The 17,480-nt window shown below is 33.6% G+C and carries 17 protein-coding genes; 9 read left to right on the top strand and 8 right to left on the bottom strand.

All coding sequences use genetic code 11. The features are described 5' to 3' along the window. Window positions 1–168: 168 nt before the first annotated feature. From VOI54_RS10560 to rpsF, 4 genes are all read right to left on the bottom strand, one after another. Window positions 169–636, bottom strand: a complete 468-nt coding sequence (locus VOI54_RS10560; protein WP_326282757.1) for a DUF6495 family protein — start codon at window positions 634–636, stop codon at window positions 169–171. Between the two features lie 86 nt (window positions 637–722). Further along, complete coding sequence (rplI, locus tag VOI54_RS10555; RefSeq protein ID WP_326282756.1) at window positions 723–1,175, bottom strand: 50S ribosomal protein L9; 453 nt, start codon at window positions 1,173–1,175, stop codon at window positions 723–725. Window positions 1,176–1,188: 13 nt separating this feature from the next. Continuing rightward, window positions 1,189–1,485 (bottom strand): 30S ribosomal protein S18, encoded by a 297-nt coding sequence (gene rpsR / locus VOI54_RS10550; RefSeq protein ID WP_019388303.1) that lies wholly within the window; start codon window positions 1,483–1,485, stop codon window positions 1,189–1,191. A gap of 2 nt (window positions 1,486–1,487) precedes the next feature. Further along, a complete protein-coding gene (gene rpsF / locus VOI54_RS10545) occupies window positions 1,488–1,826 on the bottom strand; it encodes a 30S ribosomal protein S6 (protein WP_326282755.1) in 339 nt (112 codons plus the stop codon). Window positions 1,827–2,036: 210 nt separating this feature from the next. Here rpsF and VOI54_RS10540 point away from each other — a divergent pair, with 210 nt between their 5' ends. Then, a complete protein-coding gene (locus VOI54_RS10540) occupies window positions 2,037–2,732 on the top strand; it encodes a LytR/AlgR family response regulator transcription factor (RefSeq protein WP_326282754.1) in 696 nt (231 codons plus the stop codon). A gap of 19 nt (window positions 2,733–2,751) precedes the next feature. Here VOI54_RS10540 and priA read toward each other — a convergent pair whose 3' ends face one another. From priA to nadC, 3 genes are all read right to left on the bottom strand, one after another. Beyond that, on the bottom strand, window positions 2,752–5,205 hold the full coding sequence (gene priA, locus VOI54_RS10535; protein WP_326282753.1) for a replication restart helicase PriA: 2,454 nt from the start codon (window positions 5,203–5,205) through the stop codon (window positions 2,752–2,754). Between the two features lie 3 nt (window positions 5,206–5,208). Continuing rightward, window positions 5,209–6,150, bottom strand: a complete 942-nt coding sequence (locus VOI54_RS10530) for a YihY/virulence factor BrkB family protein (protein ID WP_326282752.1) — start codon at window positions 6,148–6,150, stop codon at window positions 5,209–5,211. Window positions 6,151–6,235: 85 nt separating this feature from the next. Continuing rightward, entirely contained in the window at window positions 6,236–7,096 is an 861-nt protein-coding gene (nadC, locus tag VOI54_RS10525; RefSeq protein ID WP_326282751.1) for a carboxylating nicotinate-nucleotide diphosphorylase, read from the bottom strand. Window positions 7,097–7,223: 127 nt separating this feature from the next. Between nadC and rlmH the strand changes: the two genes are divergently transcribed. Further along, window positions 7,224–7,697, top strand: coding sequence for a 23S rRNA (pseudouridine(1915)-N(3))-methyltransferase RlmH (rlmH, locus tag VOI54_RS10520; protein ID WP_326282750.1), 474 nt, complete (start codon window positions 7,224–7,226; stop codon window positions 7,695–7,697). Here the strand turns inward: rlmH and hpf are convergent. Further along, window positions 7,694–7,993 (bottom strand): ribosome hibernation-promoting factor, HPF/YfiA family, encoded by a 300-nt coding sequence (gene hpf / locus VOI54_RS10515; RefSeq protein ID WP_326282749.1) that lies wholly within the window; start codon window positions 7,991–7,993, stop codon window positions 7,694–7,696. The two genes, rlmH and hpf, sit on opposite strands and share 4 nt — an antisense overlap. A 173-nt stretch (window positions 7,994–8,166) precedes the next feature. Between hpf and VOI54_RS10510 the strand changes: the two genes are divergently transcribed. The 7 genes from VOI54_RS10510 (at window position 8,167) to VOI54_RS10480 (ending at window position 17,451) form a co-directional block, all read left to right on the top strand. Continuing rightward, window positions 8,167–8,742, top strand: coding sequence for a non-canonical purine NTP diphosphatase (locus VOI54_RS10510; protein ID WP_326282748.1), 576 nt, complete (start codon window positions 8,167–8,169; stop codon window positions 8,740–8,742). 68 nt (window positions 8,743–8,810) lie between these two features. Then, complete coding sequence (locus VOI54_RS10505; RefSeq protein ID WP_326282747.1) at window positions 8,811–11,030, top strand: RelA/SpoT family protein; 2,220 nt, start codon at window positions 8,811–8,813, stop codon at window positions 11,028–11,030. A gap of 26 nt (window positions 11,031–11,056) precedes the next feature. Beyond that, window positions 11,057–11,515, top strand: a complete 459-nt coding sequence (locus VOI54_RS10500) for a Fur family transcriptional regulator (RefSeq protein WP_326282746.1) — start codon at window positions 11,057–11,059, stop codon at window positions 11,513–11,515. An 8-nt stretch (window positions 11,516–11,523) separates the two neighbouring features. Next, on the top strand, window positions 11,524–12,798 hold the full coding sequence (locus VOI54_RS10495) for an adenylosuccinate synthase (protein WP_326282745.1): 1,275 nt from the start codon (window positions 11,524–11,526) through the stop codon (window positions 12,796–12,798). A gap of 109 nt (window positions 12,799–12,907) precedes the next feature. Beyond that, the gene (locus VOI54_RS10490; RefSeq protein WP_326282744.1) at window positions 12,908–14,725 is read left to right on the top strand and encodes an OstA-like protein; all 1,818 of its coding nucleotides are present in this window, start codon (window positions 12,908–12,910) and stop codon (window positions 14,723–14,725) included. Beyond that, window positions 14,722–15,906, top strand: a complete 1,185-nt coding sequence (locus tag VOI54_RS10485) for an aspartate aminotransferase family protein (protein ID WP_326282743.1) — start codon at window positions 14,722–14,724, stop codon at window positions 15,904–15,906. The genes VOI54_RS10490 and VOI54_RS10485 overlap by 4 nt, the downstream gene beginning before the upstream one ends. A gap of 156 nt (window positions 15,907–16,062) precedes the next feature. Then, window positions 16,063–17,451: a tetratricopeptide repeat protein gene (locus VOI54_RS10480; RefSeq protein ID WP_326282742.1), complete on the top strand. Its 1,389-nt coding sequence runs from the start codon at window positions 16,063–16,065 to the stop codon at window positions 17,449–17,451. Window positions 17,452–17,480: the final 29 nt, after the last annotated feature.

The following is a 17,480-nucleotide window of genomic DNA, read 5'->3' as shown; positions in this document are numbered from 1 at the left end:
ACTGAATTCCTGTCTCAACAGAAAAGACAAAAATAAAAAACCCAAACGTCATGGCGAGTTTTTTAATAAAAAAAGCAAAGCAATTTCTATATTGTTCTTTAAAATAGTTTTTTGACTTGAAATTAACAAATTGCCACCTTGCACCTCTTCACAATAACAACAAAAAGATTAATTTATCAGCTTATCAAAATATCTATATAAATCACCTTTGGTTATAACCGCGCCTTGTTCAATCATTTTGAACTTATCTAAGTTTTTATCTTCTGTATAATCTTTATCAGCTTGTAAAAACTCTACATTGTCATCCATCAAGTTTTCACGTAACCAATTATACCCTTCAGTAGTCGTTATATCAACATCGTTCTTTAGATTAAGCACAATGGCTTGCATGTTCTCCTCTCCCAATTTAAATAAATACATGTGTTGCGGAGAGATATGCTCTAAGTATTCGGCTTTGTTTAAAACACCTTCCCAAATCAAATCACTAAACACGTCCAACTCTGTTTCAGCTAACTCCGGCTTATTCGCTTTAAGGTTTGCCCACTCATCAGCTGTAATGGATTGTGTAGCCAAAAAATTAATAAACTCCTGATGAAGCTCTTCAAACTGTTCTTTTGTAAGTCTTGAATATTTCATTTTATTGCCTCAATATAAAATTAATTTTCAAAAAAAAACCGTTTAGAAGAAAGCTCTAAACGGTTTTTAAATATTTCAATTTAAAATTAGTTTGCTTGCGCAATAACTTCAAATGGTAAATCTACAGATACTTCTCTATGTAAACGTATCACAGCATTGTATTTGCCTAAACGCTTAACATTACCACCAATGACATTGATGAACTTTTTATCTATGGATTGTCCTTCTTTTTCTAAAGCTTCAGCTAAATCAATGTTATTTACAGATCCAAATAATTTATCACCTGCACCAACTTTTGAAGCTATTTTAACCTCTAATGCTTTCAAGGCTTCAGCAACCTTATTTGCATCATCAACAATTTTCTTTTCTTTAAAAGCTCTTTGCTTTAAATTTTCTGCCAATACCTTTTTAGCAGATATAGTAGCCAATATGGCTTTACCTTGAGGAATTAAAAAGTTTCTACCATAACCGTTCTTAACTGTTACAACATCGTCTTTAAATCCTAAATTTTCAACGTCTTGTTTTAATATAAGTTCCATTGTTATGTGTATTTTATTTTAATAAATCAGCTACATAAGGCATCAATGCCAAGTGACGTGCTCTTTTTACTGCAACAGACACTTTTCTTTGATACTTTAATGAAGTTCCTGTTAAACGTCTTGGTAAAATCTTACCTTGCTCGTTTACAAATTTTAATAAGAAATCTGGGTCTTTATAGTCAATATATTTAATACCAGATTTTTTGAAACGACAGTATTTCTTTTGCTTATTAGTTTCAATATTAAGCGGTGTTAAATATCTAATTTCACCGTCTTTCTTTCCTTTTGACTGTTGTTCTATTGATGACATAATTAAGCTTTTTGTTTAAGTTTTTCTCTTCTTCTCTCTGCCCAGGAAATGGCGTGTTTATCTAACTTTACAGTTAGGTAACGCATAAAACGCTCATCACGTCTAAACTCTACTTCTAAAGCGTCAATAACTTCACCAGACACGGCGTACTCAAATAAGTGGTAAAATCCACTTTTCTTGTTTTGTATTGGGTAAGCTAATTTTTTAAGCCCCCAATCTTCTTTTGATACCATCTTAGCGCCGTTAGAAACAAGAAAATCTTCATATTTCTTTACTGTTTCCTTTATCTGATCTTCAGATAAAACGGGATTTAAGATGAAAACAGTTTCATAATGATTCATAAAAATCGTTTTTATTGTTAAAAATTGGCTGCAAAAATAAATAATTTCTATATATTACGCAATATTCTTCCGCCTTATTTAACAGTACAGTAACATCAGATAAGAAGTGTTAAAATTATGTTAAAACAAGCACTTTACCGATGTTTTTTGGTTTTTAGCCGAATTTTTCGTACTATTGTCGATATCTTAACCGAAATAATATAAAATGTTATGACTTTAAACTGTGTAGTAGTAGACGATTCAGCAATACAACGTCTCTCTATAGTTAAGTTAGTCGAGAATCACCCGTCTCTAAACTTAATTGCAGAGTACAGTAGTGCTTTAGAAACAAAAAATGGTTTAAATACGCATCAAGTAGATTTAATTTTTTTAGACATTGAAATGCCAGTGCTAAATGGATTTGAACTGTTAGACGTATTAAACAACAAACCTCAAATTATTTTTGTAACCGGTAAAACCGAATATGCTTTTAAAGCATTTAATTATGATGCTACCGATTATTTACACAAACCCATTACTAAAGAACGCTTCAATACTTCTGTAGATAAAGCTCTGGAACAACATAGATTGACTCAGGACTTTAAAGAAGAAGATGGTGAGCATATTTTTGTAAAAAGTAATCTTAAAAAGCGTAAAGTATATATTAAGGATATTAAATGGATTGAAGCACTTGGTGATTATGTGAAATTGGTTACCGAAGAAAACAGTCTGGTCGTTTTATCTACAATGAAATCTTTTGAAGCTGAATTACCGGAAGGCAAATTTTTAAGAATTCACAAATCTTATATTGTTAATCTGGATAAGATTGACAGGTTTAACAGTAAAAATGTTGAAGTTGGCGCTTATGAAATCCCCCTAAGTAGAAATAAAAAGACCCAACTTGTTGATGCTTTAAATAATATTTAGAGTTTAAAATTCACTAAAACTAAAAGTTATCGACATTTAAAATTACCTTAACCGACCGAAAATCTTTTATACTCATGAAGCTATTGTTTATTTTAATAATAGCTTCTTTTGTTTTTGCCAAAGATTGTTTTTTGGGAATCTTTACTAAAATATTTTTGTGAAACTGATTTCTGATTCTTGCAATTGGGGGTGCTTCAGGACCAAGGACAAAATTTCCAAATACCTGCCTTAAAGATTTAGCATACCAAATGGATGCCATTTCGGTTTTGTTATAATCTTTATGTTTTAATGTGATTTTAACCTGCTTGTAAATTGGTGGGTATTTATAATTATACCGGTCGTTCATTTGTTCATCAAACATATCCATATAATTATTTGTAGATACCTGTTGTAAAATATTATGATGTGGATTAAACGTTTGAATCAACACTTTTCCGCGTTGGTCTGTACGCCCGGCTCTACCTGATACTTGCAACATCAATTGAAAACTGCGTTCATGTGCTCTAAAATCAGGGAAATTCAGCATACTATCGGCGTTCATTATGCCTACTAACTTCACATTTCTAAAATCTAATCCTTTAGTAAGCATTTGAGTACCTACCAAAATATCAACCTCCTGTTGCTCTATTGCCGTAATAATCTTTTCATAACCATATTTACCACGTGTAGTGTCTAAATCCATACGAGCCACTTTATAGTCCGGAAATAACATTTTCACCTCTTCTTCTATCTGCTCTGTGCCAAAACCTTTATTGTCTATATCCTGGCCACCACATGCCATACAATCTTTTAACATGGCCATAGCATAACCACAATAATGACACCGTAATTGATTTTTATATTGATGATAGGTTAAGCTCACATCACAATTTGGACATTGTGGCGAATGCCCACAGGTTTTACATTCTACAATTGGTGAAAAACCACGGCGATTCTGAAACAGGATAACCTGATGGCCATCTCCTAAAGTCTCAGTCATTTCTTCAACTAGCCTATCACTAAAATGGCCATGCATACGCTTCTTTTTTAGCTTATCCTTAATGTCTATCAATTCAATATCAGGCATCAAAACATTGTTATACCTATACAGGATTTCAACAAAACCATACTTGTTCTGCTTTGCATTAAAATAACTTTCTAAACTTGGCGTTGCTGAACCCAACAAAACTTTTGCCTGAAACATCCCTGCAAGCACTACAGCAGTATCTCGGGCATGGTATCGTGGTGCCGGATCAAATTGTTTAAAAGATTGTTCATGCTCTTCATCAACTATGATTAAACCCAGACTTTGAAACGGTAAAAATATAGAGGACCGTGCCCCAAGGATTATTTGAGATTTCTCCGCATTATGCAGAACATTATTCCAGACCTCAACTCGCTCATGAACGGAATATTTGGAATGGAACACAGCTACTTTTTCTCCAAAATAGTTTTGAAGACGAGTTATTAATTGAGCTGTCAATGCTATTTCAGGAAGTAAATACAGTACTTGTTTGCCTTCATTGATTACATCTTCTATAAGCTTTACATAAACTTCAGTTTTACCAGAAGAAGTCACACCATGTAACAACGTAACATCATATGTTTCAAAAGATTTTTTTATTTCATTTAGAGCTGTTTTTTGATGCTCATTTAGGTTTTTAGTGGATTCTGTATGATTTTCTGAATATTGAACCCTATCCGTTTGAATACGATACGCTTCCAAAACACCTTTATCAATTAAAGCTTTTATAATTGATTTAGAAGCTCCACTTTCAGTAGATAAATCTGAAACCTTTACTGGCTTTTTTGTTTTTGCTGAAATTGAAAACAAAGTCAAAACAACATCTCGTTGTTTAGGCGCTCTACTTAAATCATTCAACAATGTTTGCAGTGCCTTTTCAGAAGAAAAATTAGCATGTAGTTTTACATATCGTACTAATTTTGGCTTGTATTTTTCATAAACTTCCTCTTCAACAAAAATAGCTTCTTTTTCAATCAGGCTTTTAATTACTGGTAATACATTCTTTTTGTTTAGAATGTTAGAAACATCATGAATTTTTAATGAGGACTGATGATGCAAAGCTTCATAAATTAAAAACTCATCATCTTTTAAAATAGATTCATCAATATTTTTAACACTATTTTTACTAACAACCGTTTCGCTTTCTAATATAAATGCACTAGGTAAAGCTGCCCGCATCACATCTCCCATAGTACACATATAATAACTAGCTATCCATTTCCACAAACTTAATTGTGTATTATTAACTACAGGTTCATTATCTAAAATTTGTTGAATATCTTTTGCTTCATAAGCCTTGGGAGACTCATTATGAATACGACAAACTATTCCCGTATAGATCTTAGATTTTCCAAAAGGCACCGCAACCCGCATTCCGGGCTTTAAAAAATCAGCTTCTGGAGTTGCAACCCTATAAGTAAACAACTTTTTGAGTGGAATGGGAATAATAACATCAATAAAATACTGCATAAACTAATGACCTTTTCTCAGTTTATTCAAAGAGGCATTAAGCTCATAACCCAATAGTAAAATATTAGCATTTAGCCATAAATAAAACAAGAGGATTAACAAAGCGCCTATAGAACCATACAACTTATTATACTGGCTAAAATTCTCAATATACACACCAAATAAATATGATGTTAAAATGATAAGTAATGTTGTGAAAAGAGCTCCAACAGAAAAAAACTTAGAATGTCTGCCTTCTCTAGTGCCAAAATAATACAATGTTGCAGTGGCAAGATAGACCATGATTACAAAAAACACATATTTTACAACATTTGTCCATAATACCCCATTGGAATCAAAGTCATAACCTCGATCTTCTAAAGCCTGTAATACCCCTTGTACAATATAAATTTCAAAATACCCTAAAACAGCTATAGTAACAATGAGTAAAAAAGCTAAAATCAACGCAATACTTAAGGCATAAAAATATTGTTTATAAACACTACGCGTTAATTGCTCATGATACGAATTCTCAAACCCTGAAAAAATAGCATTAACACCATTTGCCATTAAAAGTATTGATAATAAAAAAACCGATGACAGTAACCCACCTCGTTGTGATTTGTCTATATTTTCAAATATATTTTCAAAGAAAAAATCTGATGTACTTGGGGGTAAAAACGATTCTAAAAATTCTAAAAATTCAACCTTAAACCCTTCTATAGGGATGTATGGAATTATGATTAAAACGAACAGCAAAAACGGAAATATTGCAGTAAAAAAACTAAATGCTATAGCACTAGCCCTTGTTGTAAGTGCGCCCTTAACCACCCCAATGACATAAAGCTCCAGCAAGTCGTAAAAAGATAGCCCTTCTAAACCCGGAAGCTTAATTTTCTTTAATAAACGCACAAAGACATTGATTACAGGAAGTTTATCTAGTTTGTCTTCAATGGGTTTGGTCATTAATAAATTGCTTTGTGTTTGAGCAAAGTTATTAAAATTAGAATGTCTTTATGGTATTTATACGCTATTAAAGGATAGTTAAATTTTATTTCATTGCTTTTAAACTCAAGTCCATATTATGCACCGAATGTGTTAACGCACCGCAAGAAATATAATTAACACCACATTCTGCATAATGGCGTATAGTAGTTTCATTGATATTACCAGAAGATTCAATCAAACACTGATCACCAATCAGTTTAACAGCTTTTCGTGTATCTTCATAATCAAAATTATCCAGCAATATTCTATAGATCCCTTCGTTTTTTAAAATCTCCTCCACCTCGATCAGGTCTCTGGCTTCAACCATAATTTGCAGATCTTTTCCGGTTTCTCTTAAATATTGTTTAGTCATTTCAATGGCTTTTGTAATACCACCAGCAAAGTCAATATGATTATCCTTTAACATAATCATATCATACAGTGCAAATCTATGATTTTCACCTCCTCCTATTTTAACTGCCCATTTTTCTAATACTCTAATACCGGGTGTAGTTTTACGCGTATCTAAAATCCTGGTTTTAGTACCTTCAATTAAATTAACAAATGTTCTGGTTTTAGTTGCAATAGCGCTCATACGCTGCATAGCATTTAAAACCGTTCTTTCTGCTTTTAATATAGATTGTGACGGTCCCTCTATATACATGACAACATCTCCATAAGTTACCTCTGTACCGTCTTCTATACGCACATCCAGTTTTAGGTTTTTATCTACGTAAGCAAATACTTTTTTTGCAAAATTGACTCCCCCTATAACTCCTTTATCTTTTACTAAAAGTTTTGCCTTTCCTCTTGCATTTTCAGGGATACATGCCAATGAACTATGGTCTCCATCCCCGACATCTTCCCGTATTGCATTAGCAATTATATTTTTTACTTCTGTGTCAAATTGCTCTTGTGTAATCATATTTTATTCTAATTTGCAGCAAAAATAATAAATTGATTTGCTAAAATAAGTTTTACATTTACGAATTTTCTATTTTTTTATAATTTTAATACATTATTCGTAAAGACTAAATCATAATTTTGATTTTATGACGATTAAATTAATTGCCATTGGCAAAACTGACAACAAGCACCTTCTCACATTAATTGAAGATTACACCAAACGTCTGGGACATTATGTGAAGTTTAATCTAGATATAATTCCAGATATAAAGAACACTAAACATTTAAGCGAAACACAGCAAAAACAAAAAGAAGGGGCGCTTATTTTAGGGAGGCTCAACACTACAGACACCTTAATATTACTTGATGAAAACGGCAAACAATTTGATTCCATTTTGTTTTCTTCGTATTTACAAAAACATATGAATTCCGGTATTAAACAACTGGTATTTGCTATTGGTGGGCCTTATGGTTTTTCTGAAGAAGTTTATAAAAAATCAAATGGGAAAGTATCATTATCTAAAATGACATTTTCCCATCAAATGATTCGCTTATTTTTTATTGAGCAACTTTACAGAGGATTCACTATTTTAAAAAATGAACCTTACCATCACCGTTAATGTGTTTTATAAACTTGTTTTCTTTTTTTGAGCTGACGTTCTAAATCACTTATTGTTTCTCTAACCGATACTTCAAAGTTACGCTCATTAGACGTAGCAAAGATTCTAGGCCCCGGTAAACTCAGTTCAATATTACATATTTTACCTTCATTATAATCTTTTTCATCCATTTTAAAATGAACTGCTGCACTTATTAAAAACTCGTATCTGTTAAAAATCTTTTCTAACTTATCCCTAGTAAAAGCCGAAAGTGTTTCACTTACATCTACGCCTACATACTGAATGTTTACTGTCATATTCGTTCTCTTTTTATATTATTATTACATTGGAAAGATACAAGTTTTTAAAACAACTTAAATGAACAAAAATCATAAAATACTTTTAATTTTTTAGTTAAATTAGGTCCTATTCTTGTTTTCATTTCATTCATTATAGTTATAAATTTGTTCAATATATAATCTTTGATTGCATGCAACTCGTTTTCGCCACCAACAACTTAAATAAACTTAAAGAAGTTCAAACCCTAATTCCTAGCCATATAAAACTTTTAAGTTTAAAAGATATAGAATGTTTTGAGGACATTCCTGAAACTCAAAACACCATAGAAGGTAATGCTATTCAAAAAGCAGAATACATAAAGTCCAAATATGGTTTTGATTGTTTTGCAGATGACACGGGATTAGAAATTGAAGCCCTCTCAGGAGCTCCAGGAGTGTATTCTGCCAGATATGCTGGTAAGCAGCGAAATGCTGATGATAATATGAACAAAGTCCTGACTGAGTTACAACAATTTGACAACAGAAATGCTCAATTTAAAACAGTAATTGCTCTGCATTTAAATGGAGAGACTAAAATATTTACCGGTATTTGTAAAGGCGAAATAACAAAGATCAAACAAGGTCAAAAAGGTTTTGGATATGATCCTATATTCAAACCTCTCGGGTTTGATAAGACATTTGCCGAAATGGAGCTAAGCTTAAAAAACAGTATCGGACACAGAGGAAAAGCTATGAAGCAATTATACAACTTCTTAAACGCCCGTTAGCCAAAAAATGACAATAAAAACCCATCTTAGGGTTGGCTGGTAATATTCTTTATCTTATTTTTAATCTTATGACAGAAGAAGATATAGAAAAGGAAAATGCAACCATTGCTAAAGCGTACAAAGAACTACTAAAGGTTAGTTACACTACCCTGTCCAAAGAAGATAAGAAATTAATCAGGAGTGCTTTTGAGGTCGCTTTAGATGGCCATAAAGATCAGCGCAGAAAATCTGGCGAAGCTTATATTTTTCACCCTATAGCAGTTGCTAAAATTGTAGCACAAGAAATAGGTTTGGATGCCACATCAATTGCTGCGGCACTTCTTCATGATGTTGTAGAAGACAGTCCTGATTACGAAATTAAAGATATTGAAAAAAAGTTTGGAAAAACTATAGCTACTATTGTAGACGGGCTTACCAAAATATCTTCTCTAAGTAAAGAAAAAGACATGGACGTCTCTTTACAAGCAGAAAATTTCCGCAAAATGCTTCTAACGCTTAATGATGATGTACGTGTTATTATTATAAAAATTGCAGACCGGCTCCATAATATGCAAACTATGGATGCCATGCGCCCCGACAAGCAGGACAAAATTGCATCTGAAACCTTATACATATATGCGCCTTTAGCACATCGTATAGGTCTGTATAATATTAAGACTCAACTTGAAGATCTAAGTTTAAAATATACGGAGCCCGATGTATATAATGACATTTTAAACAAGATTAAAGAAAGTAAAGAAGAACAGGATCTTTATATAAAAGAGTTTAGTAATGTCATAAAAAATTCGCTTGACAAAGAAAACTTTAACTACACTGTAAAGGGACGTCCTAAATCCATTTTCTCAATCAGGAGAAAAATGCTAAATCAAGGGGTTTCTTTTGATGAAGTTTACGACAAATTCGCAATCAGGATTATCTATGAAAGTGATGAAGTTGATGAAAAGTTTATTGCTTGGAAAATTTATTCTGTAGTTACTGATCACTTTAGACCTAACCCCATGCGATTAAGAGATTGGATTACCTCTCCAAAATCTACCGGATATGAAGCGTTACATATAACGGTAATGGGCCCAAAAGGCAGGTGGGTAGAAGTTCAAGTACGTAGCGAGCGCATGAATGAAATTGCAGAGAAAGGTTATGCAGCACATTATAAATACAAACAAGGTGCTGAGCGGGAAGACAGTTTGGAAAACTGGATCAACAGATTACAGGAAGCTCTTGAAAACCCTGAGACTAACGCGGTTGATTTTGTAGAACAATTTAAACTTAACCTATACTCGCAAGAGATCTATGTTTTTACACCACATGGTGATTTAAAATCACTTCCAAAAGGCGCTACCTCTTTAGATTTTGCTTTCAGTATTCATACTGAAGTTGGTATGAAAACCAGAGGCGCAAAAGTAAACGGAAAATTAGTACCCTTAAGTCATGTTTTAGAAACCGGAGATCAGGTAGAAATATTAACCTCAGAAACCTCTAAACCTAATGCCAACTGGTTAGATTATTCAACCACGGCCAGAGCCAGAAGTAAAATTAAATCGGCACTAAAAGAAGATAAAAAACGGATTGGAGAAGATGGCAAAGAAATTTTACGTAGAAAACTAAAGCAGCTCAAAATCAATTTAAATGAGAGCAGTATTAATCAATTGGTAAACTATTTCAAATTAAAAACCAGCCTAGACTTATTTTATCGTGTTGGTATTGGCTCTATTGACAACACCATGCTGAAAAATTTTGCGTCCTCCAGAAGCAATGCTCTGATGAGTTTTATTAAAAATAAAATCAGCAGAAAAGCCAATGTTCCTAAAGAGCAGCTTGATAAAAATGAAGTCACTACCAATTATGACTTACTGGTTTTTGGAAAAGATGAAGAAAAATTGGATTATAAATTATCCAATTGCTGTAATCCAATTCCAGGAGATAATGTTTTTGGCTTCTTGACAGTTTCAGAAGGTATTAAAGTGCACAAAAAAAACTGCCCTAATGCTTTAAGTTTGCAATCTAACTACGCGTATAGGATTATGTCTGCCAAATGGATTGATTCTTCTCAGGAGGAATTTTTGGCAAAAATCAGGGTTACGGGTATAGATCACATTGGACTGGTTAATGATGTTACAAGCATCATTTCAGAAAATATGCATGTGAATATGAAAAGTATTAGTTTTGAAAGTCACGATGGATTATTTTCAGGAAATATTAATATAGTTGTAAAAAATAATACCATTATAAAAAAGCTTTTAGAAAAACTCAAAAAAATTAATGGTATAGATAAGGTTAGTAGAGTGTAAAAAAAGTGTAAATTTGCCACGCAATTATGAGTACAAAGCCAGATACAAAAAATCAAGAGATAGTTAAAAGTGTTTTTACAAGCTTTTTAGAAAGTAATGGACACCGAAAAACTCCTGAACGCTATGCTATTCTTCAAGAAATTTACAATAGCAATGAACATTTTGATATAGAGTCTTTATATCTTAATATGAAAAACAAAAAGTATCGGGTGTCTCGAGCAACACTTTACAATACTATAGAACTGCTTCTTGAATGCGGATTAGTAAGAAAGCATCAGTTTGGACAAAATCAGGCTCATTATGAAAAGTCTTATTTTGACAGGCAGCATGACCATGTTATTCTTACTGATACCGGAGAAGTTATTGAGTTTTGTGACCCTAGAATTCAATCAATAAAAAAAACAATCGAAGAAATTTTCGATATTGAAATAACTAACCACTCACTCTATTTTTACGGAAATAGAAAATCAACAACAAATAACTAATTTTTACAATGGCAGTAGATTTACTACTAGGATTACAATGGGGCGACGAAGGCAAAGGGAAAATTGTTGACGTATTAACATCAAACTACAACATCATAGCACGTTTTCAAGGCGGGCCAAATGCAGGGCACACTTTGGTTTTTAACGGCAGGAAACATGTATTACATACTATTCCATCCGGAATATTTCATGATGAGGCTATAAACCTGGTAGGAAACGGTGTCGTTATAGATCCAGTGATTTTTAAAGGCGAACTTGATAAGTTAGAAGAACAGGATGTTGATTTTAGAAAATCATTGCTCATTTCTCGTAAAGCACATATTATATTACCAACACACCGTTTGTTGGATGCCGCAAGTGAAGCGTCAAAAGGCAAAGCCAAAATAGGGTCTACACTTAAAGGTATTGGGCCAACATATATGGATAAAACCGGTAGAAACGGTATTCGTGTAGGTGATCTGGAACTCAGTGATTGGAAAGAACGTTACAGAGCTTTGGCCGATAAGCACGAATCCATGATTGCATTTTATGATGTAGATATTCAATATAACCTGGAAGAGTTGGAAGCTGAGTTTTTCAAGGCCATTGAGGTTTTAAAGTCTTTAAAGTTCATAGATTCTGAAGAGTATATTTATCAAGCACAAAAGTCAGGACAAACTATTTTGGCCGAAGGCGCCCAAGGCTCACTTTTAGATATTGATTTTGGAACTTACCCATTTGTAACCTCAAGTAACACCACTGCCGCAGGAGCTTGTACCGGATTAGGTGTTGCCCCTAATCATATAGGCGAAGTATTTGGTATTTTTAAAGCTTACACTACCCGTGTAGGATCTGGACCTTTCCCAACGGAACTATTTGATAAAGACGGAGAAACCATGGCGCGTGTTGGTCATGAATTTGGTGCTACTACCGGACGTCCAAGACGTTGTGGTTGGTTAGACCTTGTAGCGCTTAAATATGCCTGCCAAGTTAATGGTGTTACACAATTAATGATGATGAAAGGTGATGTACTTTCAGGCTTTAAGACCTTAAAAGTATGTACTGCTTATAAATATAATGGTGAAACTATTTCTCATTTACCGTATAATATTGAACCGGAAAATGTAGAACCGGTATACACTGATTTTAGCGGATGGAATGAAGACTTAACAGAGATGTCTGAAGCTTCTCAAATGCCACAGGCGCTTAATGACTATATCGCATTTTTAGAAAAAGAACTGGAAATTCCTATTACCATTGTATCTGTAGGACCAGACAGAAAACAGACTATTTTTAGAAATTGAAAATAATATAAATCATAAAAAAACGCTCCAAATTAATTTGGAGCGTTTTTTGTTTCAACATCATAAAACATCATTTTAATCGTTATTTTTGCGACAAACTTTTTATATTTTGAACAAACCACAGGTTTTACTTTTTATACTATTTATAAGTTTAGGTACTGTCTTCTCAGGCCAGGCTCAATCAAAAAAGAAAATTGAAATTGAATACGCCGGAAAACTAACTATTGACGAAGAAAACTATCCCGGAGCCAAAATCCTAACCCGTGATGACGCCCAGCAGGTACATATAGTGCATGGCGGGGCAAATATGTGGTGTGATAAAGCTATTCACTATAGTCAGGAAAACTTTATTGAGGCTTATGGCAATGTAAACATTAAGCAAGGAGATACCATCAACGTGAATTCACAGTATGTAGAGTACAGCGGTATTACACAACTAGCATTTGCCAGTGGAGATGTGGTTTTGGAAGACCCTAATTCTACCATCTCATCAGACACTTTATATTTTGATCGGGTAAAGCAACAAGCCTTTTACAGGAGCGGCGGTACGGTTGTAAAGGACTCTTCAGGTACTATTACCAGCAGAATAGGGCGCTACTATATGGATATTAAAAAATATCAATTTGTTAAAGATGTGGTTATGGTCAATAACGACTCTAAGATCAATTCAGATTACTTTGACTTTTATTCAGACACCGGGCATGCTTATTTATTTGGCCCTTCAACCATAACTACCGAAAATAGTAAAACGTATTGTGAAAACGGGTTTTATGACACCGAAAATGAAGTGGGATACGCTCTTAAAAATGCCCGGATTGATTATGACAATAGAATAATTGAAGGGGACAGTCTGTATTTTGATGATACCCGAAAATTTGCCTCTGCTTCTAACAATATTAAAGTAACGGATACCATAAACAAAAGCATCATAAAAGGGCATTATGCTGAAGTTTTTAAAGAAAAAGATTCCTTATTTATTACCAAACGTGCCTTAGCCATTACCATTCAGGAAAAGGACTCTGTTTATATCCATGCCGATAAAATTATGGTAACAGGTAAAGAAGATAACAGAATCATTAATGCTTATTACAATGCCAAGATTTACAAATCTGATCTAAGCGGAAAATCAGATTCTATATTCTCAAGCCAAAAAACAGGGTTAACCAAACTCATTAACATCTCTCGTTTTAAGTCTGGTGACAAGTTTTCCACAAAACGAAAACCGATCATGTGGAACCTAGAAAACCAGATGACCGGTGACACCATTCACTTGATTTCCAATAACGAAACAGAAAAAATAGATTCACTCCTGGTTTTTGAAAACGCCTTTATTATAAGTAAGGATACTATTAGTGACAATGGTTATAACCAAATTTACGGTTTGCGCCTTGTTGGGTTATTTAATGACAAAAACGAACTAAGGCAGGTTGATATTACCAAAAATGCAGAATCTATTTTTTACGCCAGAAACGATTTACAGGAACTTATTGGGATTGACAAGGCTAAGTCCGGTAGCATTTCCATGTTATTTGCCGATGGTGAAATTGAAGAGTACACCAGGTATAATCAAATTAACGGCAACCTGTATCCGGAATCCAAATATCCTGAAAAAGAAAGATTTCTCAAGGGATTTGACTGGCGGGAAGAAGAGCGCCCAAGAAGTGTTGAAGATTTATTTAAAGACGATCCGCCTTTAAATCTTCCGGTAATAAAAGGATTGGATGATTATATTCCACAGGAAGATTTTGTAGACCAGGCTATGCTGGATCGGGTTAAACAGGCAGAAGACCACGCAAAAACCAACAAAGACACTGTTTCTAAAGCATCACGCAACCTGCCATCAAAATCACCAACCGATTCATTAAAGGTCTCCAATAAAAAAGAGACGCATCAAAAACCTGTTGATGTTGATAAAAGCAAAAAATGACATCAGATTTTTTTAAATATCAGGCACAAACCACCCCGCATCCATTGGCTTTAGAGGTTTCACATGCTGAAGGTTCATATATTTATGACACTGACAATAAAGCTTATTTGGATTTTATAGCCGGTGTTTCGGCATGCCCGCTGGGGCATAATAACCCCAATGTAGTTAATGCTGTTAAAACTCAACTGGATAAGTATATGCATGTTATGGTTTACGGAGAATATATTCAAAAACCTGCTGTAGATCTTGCAAAGCTAATAGCTAGTAACCTACCCCATCCATTAGAAAAAACATACCTGACCAACTCCGGAACAGAGGCCATTGAAGGGGCATTAAAATTAGCAAAACGTGCCACGGGAAGAACAGAAACTATAGCAGCACATAAAGCTTATCATGGAAATACCATGGGATCTATGAGTGTCATGGGATTTGAAGACAGGAAACAGGCTTTCAGGCCGCTTTTACCCGATGTTAGATTTATTACTTTTAATAAGGAATCGGATTTAAATCAAATAACAGAGAAAACGGCTTGTGTAATATTAGAAACCATCCAGGGCGGAGCTGGTTTTATTGAGCCTATAGCGGGTTACTTAAAGAAAATCAGGCATAGGTGCAATGCGGTTGGAGCACTTTTAATTTTAGATGAAATACAACCTGGAATTGGCAGAACAGGTAAACTATTTGGTTTTGAACATTATAATTGCATTCCAGATATTCTGGTAACAGGAAAGGGTTTGGGAGGCGGTATGCCTATAGGGGCTTTTACAACATCAAGCAAATTAATGGATCTATTACAAGACAACCCCAAGCTGGGACACATTACCACTTTTGGAGGCCACCCGGTAATTGCTGCATCTGCACTTGCCACCCTAAAAGAAATTACGGAGACTAATTTAATGGAGCAAGCTCTTGAAAAAGAGCAACTTTTTCGCAAACTCTTAGTACATCCATTGATTAAAGATATTAGAGGTAAAGGGCTGATGTTAGCTATAATAACGCCTTCTGAAACTATTACAAATACTTTAATTTTAAAAGCCCAAAAGTTAGGATTGATACTTTTCTGGCTGCTTTTTGAACCCAAAGCTGTACGAATAACACCGCCTTTAACCATATCTAACACAGAAATAACCAAAGGGTGCAAGGTTATAATCAATATTTTAGACGAAATCCTTACAGAATAAACCTTTATAAGGTATTGAAAATCAATCAAAAAGAAAGAACAAACAAAAAGAAGCCTGTATTTTGTTGATTACTTTGTTAAAAACATTTGTTCCTTCCACGATTAGCAACCAAATAGAATCTTAAATTTATTCAGGTAGAACCTTATAAATGTGCTTATGGAGTATAGTCGTGATGACAACAAAAATTTGCCACTTACCAAATTTGAATCGATGCTAAAAACCAATCATGTTTTATTCTTCGATTCTGAAGAATTTGAAAACATCATTCACCACTATCTTAACCAAGGTAAAATTGCTTTAGCTAAAAAAGCTATTAAACTAGGACTAGGTCAGCATCCAACATCTATTAACTTAAGGCTTTTTAAAGTTGAAATATATGTTTTTGAAGATAAGCTAATTGAAGCTGATGATTTGCTAAATGAATTATACGGCTTAGATCCAACAAATGAAGAACTCTTTATTCAAAAAGCCAATATCTACTCAAAAAAAGATGAGCATTTAAAAGCTATTGAAGTATTAAAACATGCTCTTGAACTTACCGATGATGCCATAGATTTATATTCACTAATAGGTATGGAGTATTTGTTTCTTGATAATTTTGAAGAAGCAAAAGCCTATTTTATGAAATGCCTGGAATCAGATCTGGAGGATTACTCTGCTTTATATAATGTTATTTATTGTTTTGAGTTTTTAAACCAAAATGAAGATGCTATCTCTTATTTGAACATGTTCTTAGATAAAAACCCGTATTGTGAAGTGGCATGGCATCAATTAGGAAAGCAATATTTTATTTTAAAGGATTACAGGAAAGCACTAACGGCATTTGATTTTGCTATTATATCCGATGACACTTTTGTAGGAGCTTATCTTGAACGTGGTAAAGTTCTAGAGCAGCTAAAACGCTATGAAGATGCCATTGAAAACTATAATATTACTTTAAAATTAGATGACCCCACATCATTTGCACTATTACGGATCGGGAGCTGTTATGAAAAGCTGGACAATGAAGATTTAGCACTTCAATATTTTGACAGAACAGTACATGAGGACCCACTATTGGACAAAGGCTGGATAGCAATTACAAAGTTTTATAACAAAAAAAAGAACTACCAAAAAGCACTTTATTACATTAATAAAGCTATTAATATTGATTCAGAGAATGTTATTTATTGGAAATTATATTCTCAAATAAACCAAAGGCTTAATTTTTATGAAGAAGCAGAACGGGGTTTCAAAAAAACCTTAGAACTTGGTAATTATGAATTAAACACTTGGTTATCCAGAGGGGACCTATTAATTAAACTTGGAGAACCGGAAGCTGCAATTTACAACTTCGAGCAAGCTATAGAGTTTTATCCAGAAAACGCAGAAATAGAATATCGCTTAGCGGGATTATATTTTTTAATAAATGAAAATGATAAAGGCACATTCCATTTAAAAAACGGTTTGAGATATAATCAGGAATACACCTTTATTATAGACGAACTTTTCCCTAAAGTATCAAATAGAGTTTTGGTAAAAAACTTACTAAAAGCTAACCTTTAAGTAAAACGTTTAATTAAAATGAATACCTT

This window comes from Alterotamlana spongicola (assembly GCF_035818475.1).
Classification (GTDB): Bacteria; Bacteroidota; Bacteroidia; order Flavobacteriales; family Flavobacteriaceae; genus Cognatitamlana.
The sequence above is the reverse complement of the archived record's forward strand: the minus strand, read 5'-3'. Positions and strand labels throughout refer to the sequence as shown.

Excerpts from the sequence above, each read along its gene's own strand:
- VOI54_RS10480 (WP_326282742.1), top strand. The coding sequence starts at position 16,063 with ATGGAGTATAGTCGTGATGACAACAAAAATTTGCCACTTACCAAATTT.
- rpsR (WP_019388303.1), bottom strand. The coding sequence starts at position 1,485 with ATGTCATCAATAGAACAACAGTCAAAAGGAAAGAAAGACGGTGAAATT.
- VOI54_RS10485 (WP_326282743.1), top strand. The coding sequence starts at position 14,722 with ATGACATCAGATTTTTTTAAATATCAGGCACAAACCACCCCGCATCCA.
- VOI54_RS10500 (WP_326282746.1), top strand. The coding sequence starts at position 11,057 with ATGAGTACAAAGCCAGATACAAAAAATCAAGAGATAGTTAAAAGTGTT.
- VOI54_RS10505 (WP_326282747.1), top strand. The coding sequence starts at position 8,811 with ATGACAGAAGAAGATATAGAAAAGGAAAATGCAACCATTGCTAAAGCG.
- rlmH (WP_326282750.1), top strand. The coding sequence starts at position 7,224 with ATGACGATTAAATTAATTGCCATTGGCAAAACTGACAACAAGCACCTT.
- VOI54_RS10560 (WP_326282757.1), bottom strand. The coding sequence starts at position 636 with ATGAAATATTCAAGACTTACAAAAGAACAGTTTGAAGAGCTTCATCAG.
- nadC (WP_326282751.1), bottom strand. The coding sequence starts at position 7,096 with ATGATTACACAAGAGCAATTTGACACAGAAGTAAAAAATATAATTGCT.
- priA (WP_326282753.1), bottom strand. The coding sequence starts at position 5,205 with ATGCAGTATTTTATTGATGTTATTATTCCCATTCCACTCAAAAAGTTG.
- VOI54_RS10495 (WP_326282745.1), top strand. The coding sequence starts at position 11,524 with ATGGCAGTAGATTTACTACTAGGATTACAATGGGGCGACGAAGGCAAA.
- rplI (WP_326282756.1), bottom strand. The coding sequence starts at position 1,175 with ATGGAACTTATATTAAAACAAGACGTTGAAAATTTAGGATTTAAAGAC.
- VOI54_RS10530 (WP_326282752.1), bottom strand. The coding sequence starts at position 6,150 with ATGACCAAACCCATTGAAGACAAACTAGATAAACTTCCTGTAATCAAT.
- VOI54_RS10540 (WP_326282754.1), top strand. The coding sequence starts at position 2,037 with ATGACTTTAAACTGTGTAGTAGTAGACGATTCAGCAATACAACGTCTC.
- hpf (WP_326282749.1), bottom strand. The coding sequence starts at position 7,993 with ATGACAGTAAACATTCAGTATGTAGGCGTAGATGTAAGTGAAACACTT.
- rpsF (WP_326282755.1), bottom strand. The coding sequence starts at position 1,826 with ATGAATCATTATGAAACTGTTTTCATCTTAAATCCCGTTTTATCTGAA.
- VOI54_RS10510 (WP_326282748.1), top strand. The coding sequence starts at position 8,167 with ATGCAACTCGTTTTCGCCACCAACAACTTAAATAAACTTAAAGAAGTT.